Genomic DNA, 13,381 nt, shown 5'->3' with positions numbered 1-13,381 from the left:
GGCCGATCCTGTGCGCCACCGGCCTGCCGCACGACCTGCGCAAGTCGCAGCCCTACTGCGGTTACGAGCAGTACGACTTCGAGATCGAGACCGCCGACAGCTGCGACTCCTACGGGCGCTTCCTGATCCGTCTGCGCGAGATGGAGCAGTCGCTGCGGATCGTCGAGCAGTGCCTGGAGCAGCTGGCGGGCGGCGGCGGTGCGGTGATGGTCGCGGACAAGAAGATCGCGTGGCCGGCGCAGCTGTCGCTCGGCGCGGACGGGCTGGGCAACTCGCTCGACCACATCCGCAAGATCATGGGCGAGTCGATGGAGGCGCTGATCTACCACTTCAAGCTGGTGACGGAGGGGTTCCGGGTGCCGCCCGGGCAGGCGTACGTGGCGGTCGAGTCCCCCAGGGGCGAGCTGGGTGTGCACGTCGTCTCCGACGGCGGTACCCGGCCGTACCGGGTGCACTTCCGCGACCCGAGCTTCACCAACCTGCAGACGATGGCCGCGATGTGCGAGGGCGGGCAGGTCGCGGACGTCATCGTCGCCGTGGCGAGCATCGACCCGGTGATGGGAGGCGTGGACCGGTGAACGAAATCCGTCCCACATCGGCCGCCCACCACCGGGGCGACGCTCTGGCCGGCCCGGGCGGTCCCCGGGAATCCCTCTTCCCGGTACCGAAATGACCACCCCCGAACACTCCGGACGCCACCACGGCCCCGTCGACTCCGCCATCCAGCAGCTGGTCAAGGACGCCCGCCACGCGGGCATCAAGAAGTTCCAGGTCCTGGCCTTGATCCACTCCGGCGGGGACGGCGCGAAGGACACCGTTGTCCGGACAGCCCGAGGGCCCCGGACGACGTGGGGTGCCGGTAAGAAGGCTGTCAGTGCGCCACGAGGCGCTGTTGTTTCGGACGGAGGTGGAAGACCGCCGTCGTCTCGCCGTCGTAGCGGTGGGGTGAAGCTGGAGGCAGCCTGAACCGGGGATCGCCGGGAAGGGCGAGAGCAGCCTCGACGAAGTCGGGTCGGCCCAGCACTGCCGGATGGGTCGGGCCCGGTGAGCGAGACGGGAAGGTACACGCGAGGAACCGGTGTTGTTACGCCTCTTGAGTTCTTGCCAGCTCCAATCCGGTGGATATGGGCTGGTCAGCGGTGCGCAACCGCCTGGAAGGGCGGTGAACTCCCGGTCCGGTATTGGCAGCTTGGGCCGGGAGGCCACGACGAAGGTCTACGGCGTAGTCGTGGCGAGGCCGCAGGGGCAGAGCCGGGTGCCTAACCCGTCAACCGAACAGCAGTGAACGTGGGAACCGCTCGTGTCCGCTCCCCGTGGCTTTATCGACGGCTCACGACAGCAGTTGTTCACGACCGCGGGAGGCACCCGCCGCGCTGGGATGTCGATGTCGACGAGAACGGGAGGCAGTACGCCGCCGTGGCCCGCGTGACGGCGTCGACGCTGTCCCATCGATCACCTGACCCCGTAGCCAGCGCTTTTGTCCCTGGCCACGTGGGCGCCGATGGCCACACAGACGGCGGAGCGCCTTACCTGCGATGGGTGGTGCTGTCCATCGTCGTGAACAACGGCGCGGCGCCGGCCGCCACAGTGCCTCCCGAACTGCTGTAGAAACGCTGCTTTTCGACACGTACAGAGCCAGTAGTTCTGGTGGACGGGCGCGGTTGCGGCGTAGAGCGTCGTGGCCCACTTGTTGACGGGGGATCCGTTGAGGATTCCCTCGTCGTCCAGCCACATCGAGACCTTGGGCGAGAGGTCGACCACGGCGATGTTGGTGCAGTCGACTTCGGTGTAAAGGCTGCGGAGGCCGGCGGCGGAGTCGGCGGGCCATTCGATGGCCTGGAACGAGGCGTCAGGGCGGAGGACGAGCGCGAAGCATGCTGCGGACATGGGTGTCCCCTTTCAGGGCGTGGTGATCTTGGGTGTTGGTCGACTGCCACTACCGACCAACAAGAAAAGTGTATCGCAATTTAGCTACCGTCGCGATGGTTTTCGCCGCGTTTTCGCAGGTCAACCCATGTGGAGCGGCGGCCGGGGCCCGGCCTCCGTGCCGCCGATCCGCACCGCGCAGCGGTGCGGATCCTGCCTGTCCGGCCGCCGCAGGCGGCGGGACAGCGCGAAGCGGCTGCCCCGGGACCGGGCGGGCCCGCCGTAGGACCGCGCAGCGGGCCCGGCGGGGGTAGGGGGCAGGGCGAGCGTGCGCAGCACGCGTCCGGGCGCGCAGCGGCCCGGCGTCCTGGCCCCACCCGGGCGTGAGCGCGCGCAGCGCGCGGTCCGGGGTGCGCAGCGCCCCGGACACGCCCCCGGCGGGGCGGCGGCCGGGCCCCGGCCGCCGCCCCTAACTGGGAAGGTCCTTCCTGGGTGTCCCGTGCTGCGCCCCGCTGCGCTGCTACGCCGTGCTCTGACGCCCTTCGGGCTGGCCGGTGCTCGCCAGCAGACACGCCCTGGGCCCCAGGACGCTCCTGGGGCCCGGGAACGGCGCGTGGAGGTAAGGGTCAGCCGGTGCTGTCGAGGGCGTTCACGAGGTCGGCGGGGGCGGGCATCGCGCCGGTGGCGAGGTGGCGTACACCGGGGCCGGGCGGGGGCCAGGCTGCGCCTCGGCCGAGCGGGTGGCGGCGGGAGGTCGCGGTGCGCCAGCCGTGCCGCTCGGACCACACCAGGGCGGGGGCCGGCGCCGCGGGGGCGTCCAGGGTGAGCGCGGCGACGCAGACGTCGTCCTCGGGGTGCTGGACGGTCGGCGGGGTGGCGGTGGCCATCCAGCCGCGTGCGTGCAGGGCGTGGGCGACGGCGGCGAGGTACGGGCGTGCCTGGCGGCCGCGCAGGATGGCCGCGGCGCGTACGCCTGCGCGGCGGGTCTGGCCGGCCGGGTAGCCGAGTGCGGCGGCGGCCTGTGCGGCCGTCACCCCGTGCTGCTCTATGACGTCGGCCATCCGGTCCGCGCGGCACTGGGTCAGCGCGGCCTGCGCCGTGTTGCGGTGCACGCCCAGGCTGTCGGTGACGCCGGCCGCGGTGAGGGCGGGGTCCTGGTCCAGGAGCTGCGCGACGCGCGCGGGAAGCTGGTCGCGGGGGACCTGGTCCCCGGCGCCGGTGGGCCGGCCCCCGCCGCTGCTGCCGGTGGGGCGGCGGGGCGTGGGGGTGTGGTCCCGTACGACGCGGCGAGGCCAGTGCTCGACTCCGCCCGCGAGCACCAAATGCTTACTCACGGCCGGGTCCTTCTTGCGGCGGTCCCACGCTTGCGGGGGCATCCCGCGCAGCGCAGCGGCTTCCTGACGGTCCAGGAGGTCTTCGTCGTCGTCCGTGGTCGGCAGCGCAGGGACAGGGCGGCCGGCGAGATGCGCGTCGACCTGCTCGCCGTCGTAGAGCCGGGTCCGGCCCGCGTTCAGCGGGGCGGGGAACCCCTCCGCCAGGTGCCGCCCGGAATTCAGCAGGGTCTGCACGGCGATGCCCTGCTGCGCGGCGATGTCGGCGAGGGTGCGCACCAGGTGCCGGCGTCCGGCACGGATCATTTGGTCCTCCCACAATCCGGCGAACCACCGGAAGCTCATCAAGAAAACAGTATGGATTTTACTACCGTCCGGGGGTGTCGGGATAAGCTGCCCTCCGAGCACGCGCCCCTTGGGCGGTGTCTTGGGTCGGCCGGCACCCGTGCCACCCGCCTGTAGGCGGACTGAGGGGGCCGGCCACTTCGCTGACGGGCCCGGACGTCCTGCTCGTCCCCGCTACAGGTCGAACTCCACGTGCTCGACGTCCGTGAACTGCACCTCCAGGCCGGTCGCGCGGCGGCCCCCGTCGCGGAAGTAGACCTCGCCGAGCGCTTCGGCCGCCAGGTCACGTAGCTGCCGTTCGACGGCACCGCGATCCTGGGCGGCGAAGAGGCGGGCCGCGTGCTGCGGGGGCAGGGCGAGGGTGAGGTGGCGGATCCGGGCGTCGTCGGTGGTGCAGGGCGCGGCCACCCACGACACCCCTGAACAGCAGGAAACCCGCTATTTACCCACTGACGTCACAACGCCGAACCACCAACGACAAAAACCCACAGATCATCACTGCCGCCCTGGCCCGACCGGCGCGGACGCCACCGGGAACCAGCCCGGCGCAGCCATTTACAGACGGCGGGCCGCTAACGAACCTGCGGAACTGATCACACGCTCGTACTGGAGTACTAGGGTGCACAAGTTCGTGATCATTGAGTGACGTCTGAGAAGCGGGGTTGGGCGACCTGGGCGGAAGTCCTGTAAACATGCTGTGACCTGCGGAAACTCTTCTCAGCAGTTCTCGCTGTTGCCGTCTGCTTTCCGGCCCCTTGTGCACCGGGTGTGCACCGCCCGGCCACTTCTCTGACTTCGTGTCAGAAACGCTGCGAGGGCCGCTACCCCATGGTCCGGGGAAGCGGCCCTCGCTGGCTCGTCCAGGCCCTGTGCGCGGCAGCCTTCGTGGTCTCCTGGTAACGGGCCGGATCGGTGTCCTGCGGACTGTGTGCGGACTGCTGTCCCGTCCGGGGGCAGACGTGGCTGATGCCGGACCGCTGGGGGCCGGAGCGCACCTCCGTTACCCCTGGTCAACCGCTCTCAAGGGCATGCTGAGCGCAAGGACTGACTTTGTCCCGACTCGCCACTGGGCGCCGGGGGCCAGGTCCCGAGGCAGGAAAGTACCTGGTCATCCGCAGCCTTTCGGGCCGGCGAGCGGAGTAGTGTGAAAACACCGGGAGTTCTTCGCGCACCGGCTCCGCTGTGGGTGCCGTTTCCGGCGATCGACAACGCCGGGCCGCCCCACGAGCCCGGGGGCAGGTCCGCGCCATGACCGTGATCATCGACCGTACGGCATCGAGCAGGCGCGCACCGTCGCTGCCGGCTCGCCTGTGCCTGACGCCCGCGCCGGGCGGGCTGGACGGCATGTGGTGGCCTCGCTCCCGTGCCCTCACCCGTGAGCTGCCGGCCTTGACAGCCGCCCTGGGCGACCTCTGGGGCCGCATCACAGGGGTCACGGTGAACCCGGACCACTGGCCCGTCATCCCGAGGTGGGTGTCCGTCGCCGGGCGCACCGTGCAGGTGGGCTGGTCCACCGAGGAGCAGGATCCGCACCGGCTGACCCTCTTCTCCACCAGGGGCCGCCGGGACGTGCTGGTGATTCCGCCGGAAACCGGTGTGGATGCCGCCGCACGGCTGATGGCGGGTGACGGCATCGATGCCCCGGACCGGGAGGAAGCAGCAGACAGGATCGATGCCCGAAGCAGGGAAGAAGCGTGGGAGACCGACGGCGGGGCAGGCCCGCCGTCCTCCCCGCCCCGGCCCATCGGCTCGACAGGGCGTTCGCCCGCCGGCCAACGCAGGTGAGCGGACCATGACGGTCACCGCCGTGGCCGCGCTGCTCGTCCTGATCGCCATCGGAGCCGCCCTGATCCACCGGCTCAACGCTCAGCACGACGAACGGATCGCTGCCTTCCGCTACAGCGATGCTCTGCCGGGGATCGGCCGCCGGACCCGGAGGCACCGCCGGCCGACGGTGAACGCGACCGCCCCGACACGCCCCACCGCGACAGCGACCGCGGATGACATCGACTTCGGCCCGACCGATGGCGGTAGAGGACGGCGCGTCATGGCGATACTGCGCGAGCGGAAGATGCGCCGCGAGAAGATCATGCGGGCTCTGTACCAAGCCGCCGAGGGCAATCGCCTCCTGGGCGTCGACGGGGCGAAGCTCCGCACCGACCTCGGCATCTCTGAGCGGGATCTGGCCGCTGCCTGTACGTATCTGGCGAGCGAGGGCCGGGTCGTCGTCGACTGGGGGAGGGGTGACACGCCCGCGAGGATCACGCCGACGCACCAGGGGATCCGGCAGATGGAGACAGAAGAGGAAGAACGTGGCTGAGCCGCGTCCACAGAGACCGTGCGGCCGCAGCGCGTGCGACCGGCATACGGCATATGAAGGGCGGGCGGACACCATGACCGACTCCGACACCCCCGACACTCCCAGGTTGCTGCCGGACGCCGTCCACCAGTCGGTAAGACCCGGGACGGCCCTGCTGAGGCTGGAGACGACACACGCGCGTGAGGGAATCCTGGACGGTGCCTGGTGGCCGCGGTCCCGGGACATCGGTGCCGAGCTGCCCTCGCTGATCACCGCGTTGACCGGGCATCTCGGACCTGTCACCCGCGTCGGTCTGGACGCCAGTGCCTGGGACGAACTGCCGACACGGCTGGTGATCGACGGCCGAGTCGTGCACATCGACTCCTTCCCGGTCGGTGACGACACCGTCCTCATCACCCGAGGCGACCGGGACTATTTCTCTCTGCTGGTGGTTCCGCCGGACACGATGCCTGACGCGGCACGCGCCGCGATGGCCAGGGCCGTCCGGGCCGACAACGTCACCGGGGCCGAACAGATCCTCATCGACATCGACGCCGGCAGCGACACGCCGTCTCCGCCGAACTGACGCCTCCGTCGCAGACCGGATCTCCGGAGGCCAGGACGCTAGATACGGGCGAACTCCTCGGTCTGCTCGGCGAACTCCTGGGCCATGACGCTGCTGACCGTGGGCTGGGTGTCGCGGATCGTGGCCAGGTAGTCGTCCGTGGTGGGCAGGGTCCGGGTTCCGGTGTCGAAGGTGCGCTCGAACTGGGCCTGGGAGACAGTACCGCCACGTGGGCGATGTCGGCGGGGGTGAACCCCTCGCTGGCGGACGCGAGCGCCGCGCTGTCGGCCTGGGCGCCCGCTCGGGCCAGGTAGCTCTCCCACAGTGCGGTCCTGGCGCTGTGGTCGGGAGGGCCGAGGGGCAGCACGTAGTCGAAGCGACCGTGCCGCAGGAAGGCCGGGTCGAGGGTGGTCACGTTGTTCGTGGCGCAGACGAGCAGCCGCCCGTCCTGGTTCCGGAACCGGACGATCGCCTTGAGCAGCTCGTTGACGACGCCGACCGCGGTCGCGTCCGCACCGCTGCGTGTCCCGGCGACCTCCTCGACCTCGTCGATGAAGACCAGGACGTGGTCGAGCTGGGCGATCTCGTCGAAGCGCCGGCTCAGCCCGCTCGCCAGCCCGTACTCGGCGGCCAGACGTGCGGGGAACAGTTCGAGGAAGGGCCAGCCCAGGCGGCCGGCGATCGCGTGCGCGAACGTGCTCTTGCCGGTCCCGGGCGGACCGAACAGCATCACCGCTCGCGGCAGTTCCACACCGTGCTGGGCGGCCAGTTCGGGGTGGGCCAGTGGCAGGACCAGGCGGCGCTCGATGAGTTGCTTCTCCCTGTGCATGCCCGCGACCTTCTGCCACAGTCCCCCGGGCGGCAGCTCCGCCCCGAGCGAGGAGAGCATGCTGACCGCCTGCGGAGTCACCGGCCCGCGCTTCTCGAAGACGACCAGGCCCGAGCGGGCGCCGAAGCCGCAGTTGTGCAGAGCGGCGGCACCGGTCTCGCCCTCGGGCAGGACCGCGTGCACCGCGCGGACGCCACCGGCGAACAGCCGGTGCTCCAGGGCTGTGATGAGGGCACTGCCCAGCCCTTGTTGCCGCCAGGCAGGTGCCATGCAGATGCGCAGGATCCATGCCCGGTCGCCGTCCACTCTGCTCACCGCGGCGCCGATCACCACCTCGTCCGCCGTGGCCACCACCGCCGGGTGGAGGGCTTGAAGGGCCGCCACGGCGTCCGAGAGCGGGAAGGGAGGGGGCTCTTCGGCCGTGCTGCTCTCCGCATCGACGCGGATCACCGTTTCGAGATCGTCCTGGGAGTAGTCCCTGACATGCCACCCCGTCATCATCAGCTCCGCGTGTTCGGCCGTACTTCCATCATCAGCCGATGCACGAAAGGATGCGCGAGACAGGCGCCAACCGCGAGTCCGATCAGCCGGCGCCGCGCCACTCGATCAGTAGAAGCGTCGCGTCGTCCGTCGTGATCCCGCCCCGCGCCCGTTTGAGCGTGTGGGAGAGGGAACGGGCCACGGCTCGGATCTCGTACGTCGTACGTTCGATGCGGTCCACCCAGCCTATGAACTGTTCCTCACCGAATTCCTCACCACCGACATCGTGTTCCTCGATCAACCCGTCGGTGAAGCACATGATCCGGTCTCCGGGGGCGAGGGCCAGTTCACTGATCCGGGGCTCGTGACCTCCGAAGCCGACAGGGAGCGTCGTCGGGCCATGGAGCCGCCGGACAACACGGTGTCCGCGGATCAGCAGGGGGGGCCGGATGTCCCGCGTTGACCCACTGAAGACGCCCCGTAGCCGTGTCGAGCCACATCATCTGAGCGGTCACGAAGTGGTCGGGGCCGAACTGCTCGGCGACGGCCCGGTCCATGAACGCGTAGATCTCCGCCAGGCCGACGCTGATCCGCCGGGCATGCCGGTAGGCACCGATGGCCACCGTGGCCATCGTGGCGGCGTCCAGGCCGTGGCCCATCGCGTCGATCATGGCCACATGCAGCACGTCGCCGTTGAGGGCGTAGTCGAAGCTGTCGCCGGCTACGTCGTAGGCGGGCTCCAGCATCCCGGCCAGCATGACCCGAGGCGTGGACATCGCCAGCGGCGGCAGCAGCGACCACTGGATCTCCGCCGCCACACTCATCGGTTCTCTGCACCGGACCCGGAAGAACAGATCGGTGTACCCGTGCTTGGTCACCAGCATGTCGGCCACGAGAGCGGCGATCCTGCGCAGCAGCCGTCGGTCGGCGTCGTCGATCCCGTTCAGAGTGACGGCCAGGATGCCCATCTGGTCGCCGCCGTCCAGCAGAGGCAGGTAGACCCGTACACCATCGGCCTGAGGCACTTCGACAGGGTGCGCCTCCTGAAAGGCGCGACCGGCATCGGAGCCGTCGATCGGCTGCGGGTCCCCCGCTGCCAGCCCGTCGCCCGGCAGGGGCACAAGCCACACCTGACCGTAGTCCTGCAAGAGGACCGAGGTCTCGCGGCCGCCGAGCCTGCACACTTGCTGCGCGACGAGCGGACCGAGCAGATGCGGCGGCAATTCGTGCCCCCGGTCCAGCAGAGCCCCCAGAAGCTCCTCACCGAACCCCTCCGACCGGTCCGTGCCTCCTCCACTGCCCTGCCGTTCACCGCCCGTCATCGCCGTGGCCACGGTGGACGCTCTGATGGCTCCTCACGAAGAAACTGTGCACACGAACTCCCGACGCAGCCTGACCGACCGGAGCAGCGTGCAACTGCCGCCCGATCCAGTCGGGCCATTGCTCCAAGGCCGGGTAGTTAACGGATTTGCGCTGGTGGCAAGCCGCTTGACGTGACTCGGGTACCAGAGGGGAACGTGAGCAACGGAGCCCCGTTGAAGCAGGTAGTCCGCCAAGACTGTCTGCTGCCTGTGGAGCTCCGTTGCCTGTACGCCATTGTGCCCTGCCGCCTGGTCTGATGACCGTCTCCCGCGTGTTCACGGTGGCCGCGGGGCAATTTGCCCCGGGTCATCTCGGTGAGCTGACCCGGGTCGTGCCGTTCGAACTCGTCGATGCGATTCTCGAAGAAACCCGCACAGTGCAGCGTCGGTTGCGAGACCTGCCTTCACGGGTCGGTGTGTACTTCCTGTTGGCGATGTGCCTGTTCCCGGAGATCGGCTATCGGCTGGTGTGGCAGAAGCTGACGGCGGGGCTGGTCGGCGTGCCGGTCGCCGAGCCGACCGCGAAGGCCCTGCGTGACCTGCGGCGCAGGGTCGGCAGCGCGCCCATGCGCGGGCTGTGTGAGGTGTTGTTGGGGCCGTTGGCTCAGCCGGGGACGCCCGGGGTGCGGTTCGGTGGGTATCGCACGGTCTCCTTCGACGGCTGCAGTTCGATCAGGGTCCCGGACACCGACCGCAACCGAGCCTGGCTCGGCTCTCCGGGCCATGGCGGATACCCCCTCGTGGAGCTGATGACGCTGGTCGAGACCGGAACCAGGGCTCTGATCGGCGCGGTCTTCGGCCCCACCAGCGAGGGCGAGACAGGCTATGCCCGGCGCCTGCTGCACCTGCTGACGTCAGACATGCTGGTTTTGTGGGACAAGGGCTTCGACGGCAACGACTTCCTCGCCCAGGTGACCGCCACCGGCGCGCAGGCCCTGGGCCGGCTGCGCAGCAATCGGCGCACCCCCGTTCTCGTCCGCCTGACCGATGGCTCCTACCTGTCGATGATCGGCACCAGCCCGGTGCGGATCATCGACGCGCAGATCACCGTGACCTGCGCCGACGGCACGGTATTCACCGGCGCCTACCGGCTGGCCACTACGTTGAGTGACGCTCGCCGCTATCCGGCTGCCGCCCTGGTCAGCCTGTATCACCAGCGGTGGGAGCACGAATCGACGTACTACGCGCTCCGCCACACGATCATGGACGGGCGGGTGCTGCGCTCGGGCGACCCGGTCGGCGTCGAGCAGGAGATGTGGTCGCTGCTGGCGCTCTACCAACTCCTGCGCACGGCGATGGTCGATGCCGCCGAGTCCCGCCCCGGCACCGACCCGGACCGCTGCGGCTTCACCATCGCCCTCCAGACCGCCCGTGACCAGGTAATCCAGGCCGCCGGCGTCATCGTGGACGCCACCGACCCAGTCGGCACCATCGGACGCCGCGTCCTGGCCGCACTCCTGCCGTCCCGTCGCCCCCGCGTGAGCACCCGCAAGGTCAAATCACCGATCTCCCGGTACAACGAACGACACAATGACGGCAGACCCGATCACAGCCGCACCGTCACCAGCCTCGACGTCAGTGTCCTCGAACCTTCAGAACCGCGGCCCGCGCTGCCCACCGCCTCCCGGGACGACCGGCATGCCGCCCCCGCCGAGCGCCGCAGACACCGAATCCTGGCCCTGCTCGAAGAAGACCCCACCCGCCTGTGGAGACCCCGCGACATCGCGGCTCACTTCGGCGACGTCACCCTGGACACCATGTACAGGCAACTCTCCAGATGGGCCGAGAGCGGACTCATCCACAAGATCGGCCCCGGCCTCTACACCGCCACACCTTGGTCACCAACTCCCTTGCAGTGACATGAAGATCGCTAACTACCCGGCCTTGGGTCAAGGCCCCCACTCCGCCCGTCAGGCCCTGGCCAAGCGCGACTGAGTGGGTTGCCGGCACCTGCGGAGTCAAACTGATCCCATCACGGCAACGCGCGCGTCGGCGTGACCGGCTGCCGCCGCGATGGGCGACTGGAGCCGCCGCACTGCCTCCAGATGGTCGCCGGTCCAGATGATGCGGATGCCGGTCCCCGCCGCCCGCCCGTCCGCATCACGCAGGTCCCGGCGGACCGCCTCGACCAGCCGGGCGTTGCGCTCCCGGTCGGACTCCAGCGGCTCCGGCACCGGCCCTTSGCCCTCCAGCCCCTCGGCCAGACTCTCGTACCACCGGAAGACCCGTTCCGCCATGACCAGCAGCTCCCTCTGCGCGGCGGCACGGTCCTCGAGCGGTCGGCCGCCCGGGGCCCGCCGCCACAGCTCCAGGACCGCGTCGGCGGCCAGCCGGAGCCCTACGACACCGGTGATCAGAGTCGTCGTCTCGCACAACGAGACGTTCTTTGCTCCGCGCTCGGCCAGGTAGGTCCTGAAGGCGTCGTCCAGTCGGCGCGCCGCGGCCGCCGCCCGGCGGCCCTCCTGCGGGCGCTCGATGGTTTCGGGCCTGAAAGTACAGCAGGACACCGCATAGCCCACCGCCCCGAGCACATAGCGCGCGCTGTCGACATACGCCTCCGCCAACGTCCTGGCGAGGGCGGCGGACGCGCCGCGCGGCCAGAAGAGCAGGCCGACGACCAGGCTCACCGCACAGCCGAGCGCGATGTCCTCGACACGGAACAGGACGACCGACAGGCCCGCCGGCTGGGCGGTGTCGAACAGGATCACCAGGGCAAGCGTGAAGGCCGCCTGCCCGGCGGCGAACGAGATCGCGGCCGGGACGACGCCCGCGGCCATCACCGCGACGGGCAGCAGGATCCACAGCACGGTCGTGTGGTCTCCGACGAGCTGGAGCAGACCGGCGCCCAGGACCGAGCCGACCAGGGTGCCGCCGAGGGCGCGGAAGACGTTCTGCCCGGTGCTGAGAGCGTTGGAACGCAGCACCGACAGGATGCCCAGCGTGATCCAGAAGCCGTGCTGGACGCCGGTCACGTCGGCCAGCGCGATGCCGATGCCCAGGCCGATGGCGCCGCGGATGCTGTTGTGCAGCCATACGGAGTGCGGCTCGACATGTGCGGCGGCGCGTTCCGTGGCGCTGGTCAGGCGACCGGTCGGGGATCCGGGCTCGCGGCCGAGCAGGCGGTCCGGCCAGCCGCGGTGATCGGCGGTCCGGGCGATGTCGACGTTCCGGGCGATCTGCAGGACGACGAAGGCCACCTCCTGAGCCCGGAAGGTGACGTCGAGGCTGTCGACCAAGGTGTCCAGGCCACGCCCGTCGCCGGAGCCGCCGTCCGGCATCGGCAGCCGGTCGACCGCCCCGTCCTCCAGCCCGGTCATTGCCTGACGGAGCTCCTCCGTCCCGGCGCGCAGGCGGTCCGGCGTGAGGCGCGGATCATCGAGCATCTCCGCCGCCGGTTCCAGTACGGCGGCAGCGGCCCTGCGCACCACTGAGGACTGCCGGGCACCCGTCGAACCGTCCTCGACGGCGGGGGCGGCCTCCACGAGGATCGCGCTCAGCCAGGTCAGCTCGTCGATCAGGCGGGCCAGTGCCCGGGAYCCGGTGGACAGGCTGGTGGGCCGGTAGGGGGTGGCGGTGAACGCCTGCCGCAGCTTCTGGGTGCTCGACCTGGTCTCCTGGGCGCAGGCACGGCACTCCCCGAGGGCGGGGCCGGCGGCACGGCCCGTGAAGTAGTCCGCATCGGTGCGCAACTGCACCGCCGCGGCTCGGCAGACCCGGGCCGCCGGCGCGCTGAGCGGATCGGCCTGCGTCCTCGCCCACAACAGCCAGACCGCGATCAGGGACGTCCCGGCCGCCAGCACCACGCCGAYCAGCCGGTCGGGCAGCTGGGCCAGGGGAGCGGGCGAAGACACCGGCAGGATGAACGCCAACAGCAGCGACGTCGTGGCGCCGGCCAGGACCGAGCTGACCACGCCCGAGAAGAGCACGACGAAGCCCACCACCAGCGTCGCAGCAGTCGCGATCCAGACCGACCGCGACGCGAGGGTGCCCAGTGAGACCAGCACCAGCCAGGCCGCGCCGAGCGCCGCATGCGCGCGCAGCCGCTGCACCACGGGGCCGGTGTATTCGACCAGCAAGAGCATTGCGAACGCGCCGAACGCGGCGAAGGTGCCCATGACCGGCGCGTGGAAGACCTGGGTGCACAGCGCGAAGAGGGACGGCATCACCACCGCGGTCCTGGCCGCCCGCCGCATGGCGGCGAGGCCCGGATCCCGGCGGCGCAACCACGCGGTGAACTGACGCATCTGAATCATCGCAATCCGCCTCGGTGAGGTGGTGGCACGGCGACCAAGCAGTGGCTTCCAC

The 13,381-nt window shown here is 70.3% G+C and carries 8 protein-coding genes and 3 pseudogenes; 5 read left to right on the top strand and 6 right to left on the bottom strand.

The window, feature by feature from the left end; translation table 11 throughout:
* Positions 1 to 578: pseudogene (locus tag DIZ27_RS39390) on the top strand (NADH dehydrogenase subunit D); the annotation flags it as partial.
* Positions 579 to 1,452: 874 nt separating this feature from the next.
* On the opposite strand, the gene DIZ27_RS39385 reads toward DIZ27_RS39390, so the two are convergent.
* The 3 genes and pseudogenes from DIZ27_RS39385 to DIZ27_RS39370 all read right to left on the bottom strand — a co-directional run.
* Positions 1,453 to 1,887 carry a DUF3846 domain-containing protein gene (locus tag DIZ27_RS39385; RefSeq protein ID WP_109383157.1) on the bottom strand — a complete coding sequence of 145 codons (435 nt, stop codon included), beginning with the start codon at positions 1,885 to 1,887 and terminating at the stop codon, positions 1,453 to 1,455.
* A 605-nt stretch (positions 1,888 to 2,492) separates the two neighbouring features.
* A complete protein-coding gene (locus DIZ27_RS39375) occupies positions 2,493 to 3,542 on the bottom strand; it encodes a DUF6292 family protein (RefSeq protein WP_258308774.1) in 1,050 nt (349 codons plus the stop codon).
* Positions 3,543 to 3,716: 174 nt separating this feature from the next.
* Positions 3,717 to 3,935: pseudogene (locus DIZ27_RS39370) on the bottom strand (XRE family transcriptional regulator); the annotation flags it as partial.
* 855 nt (positions 3,936 to 4,790) lie between these two features.
* Between DIZ27_RS39370 and DIZ27_RS39365 the strand changes: the two are divergent.
* The 3 genes from DIZ27_RS39365 to DIZ27_RS39350 all read left to right on the top strand — a co-directional run bounded on the left by DIZ27_RS39365 (position 4,791) and on the right by DIZ27_RS39350 (position 6,427).
* Positions 4,791 to 5,327, top strand: a complete 537-nt coding sequence (locus tag DIZ27_RS39365; protein ID WP_109383154.1) for a DUF5994 family protein — start codon at positions 4,791 to 4,793, stop codon at positions 5,325 to 5,327.
* A 7-nt stretch (positions 5,328 to 5,334) separates the two neighbouring features.
* Entirely contained in the window at positions 5,335 to 5,862 is a 528-nt protein-coding gene (locus DIZ27_RS48580) for a hypothetical protein (RefSeq protein ID WP_309074972.1), read from the top strand.
* A 73-nt stretch (positions 5,863 to 5,935) separates the two neighbouring features.
* Positions 5,936 to 6,427 (top strand): DUF5994 family protein, encoded by a 492-nt coding sequence (locus tag DIZ27_RS39350; RefSeq protein WP_109383153.1) that lies wholly within the window; start codon positions 5,936 to 5,938, stop codon positions 6,425 to 6,427.
* Here the strand turns inward: DIZ27_RS39350 and DIZ27_RS39345 are convergent.
* Together DIZ27_RS39345 and DIZ27_RS39340 are read right to left on the bottom strand one after the other, a co-directional pair.
* Positions 6,381 to 7,733 carry an ATP-binding protein gene (locus DIZ27_RS39345; RefSeq protein WP_258308773.1) on the bottom strand — a complete coding sequence of 451 codons (1,353 nt, stop codon included), beginning with the start codon at positions 7,731 to 7,733 and terminating at the stop codon, positions 6,381 to 6,383. The two genes, DIZ27_RS39350 and DIZ27_RS39345, sit on opposite strands and share 47 nt — an antisense overlap.
* Positions 7,734 to 7,818: 85 nt before the next feature.
* Positions 7,819 to 9,037: pseudogene (locus DIZ27_RS39340) on the bottom strand (PP2C family protein-serine/threonine phosphatase).
* Between the two features lie 296 nt (positions 9,038 to 9,333).
* Between DIZ27_RS39340 and DIZ27_RS39335 the strand changes: the two are divergent.
* Positions 9,334 to 10,935, top strand: coding sequence for an IS4 family transposase (locus tag DIZ27_RS39335; protein ID WP_109383152.1), 1,602 nt, complete (start codon positions 9,334 to 9,336; stop codon positions 10,933 to 10,935).
* Between the two features lie 99 nt (positions 10,936 to 11,034).
* Here DIZ27_RS39335 and DIZ27_RS39330 read toward each other — a convergent pair whose 3' ends face one another.
* A complete protein-coding gene (locus tag DIZ27_RS39330) occupies positions 11,035 to 13,329 on the bottom strand; it encodes an FUSC family protein (RefSeq protein ID WP_109383151.1) in 2,295 nt (764 codons plus the stop codon).
* Positions 13,330 to 13,381 lie beyond the last annotated feature (52 nt).

This window comes from Streptomyces sp. NWU339, assembly GCF_003143855.1.
GTDB lineage: Bacteria > Actinomycetota > Actinomycetes > Streptomycetales > Streptomycetaceae > Streptomyces.
The sequence above is the reverse complement of the archived record's forward strand: the minus strand, read 5'-3'. Positions and strand labels throughout refer to the sequence as shown.

What these genes read in the sequence shown, in the direction of transcription:
- DIZ27_RS39385 (WP_109383157.1), bottom strand. Translation starts at nt 1,887, where the DNA reads ATGTCCGCAGCATGCTTCGCGCTCGTCCTCCGCCCTGACGCCTCGTTC.
- DIZ27_RS39375 (WP_258308774.1), bottom strand. Translation starts at nt 3,542, where the DNA reads ATGAGCTTCCGGTGGTTCGCCGGATTGTGGGAGGACCAAATGATCCGT.
- DIZ27_RS39365 (WP_109383154.1), top strand. Translation starts at nt 4,791, where the DNA reads ATGACCGTGATCATCGACCGTACGGCATCGAGCAGGCGCGCACCGTCG.
- DIZ27_RS48580 (WP_309074972.1), top strand. Translation starts at nt 5,335, where the DNA reads ATGACGGTCACCGCCGTGGCCGCGCTGCTCGTCCTGATCGCCATCGGA.
- DIZ27_RS39350 (WP_109383153.1), top strand. Translation starts at nt 5,936, where the DNA reads ATGACCGACTCCGACACCCCCGACACTCCCAGGTTGCTGCCGGACGCC.
- DIZ27_RS39345 (WP_258308773.1), bottom strand. Translation starts at nt 7,733, where the DNA reads ATGACGGGGTGGCATGTCAGGGACTACTCCCAGGACGATCTCGAAACG.
- DIZ27_RS39335 (WP_109383152.1), top strand. Translation starts at nt 9,334, where the DNA reads ATGACCGTCTCCCGCGTGTTCACGGTGGCCGCGGGGCAATTTGCCCCG.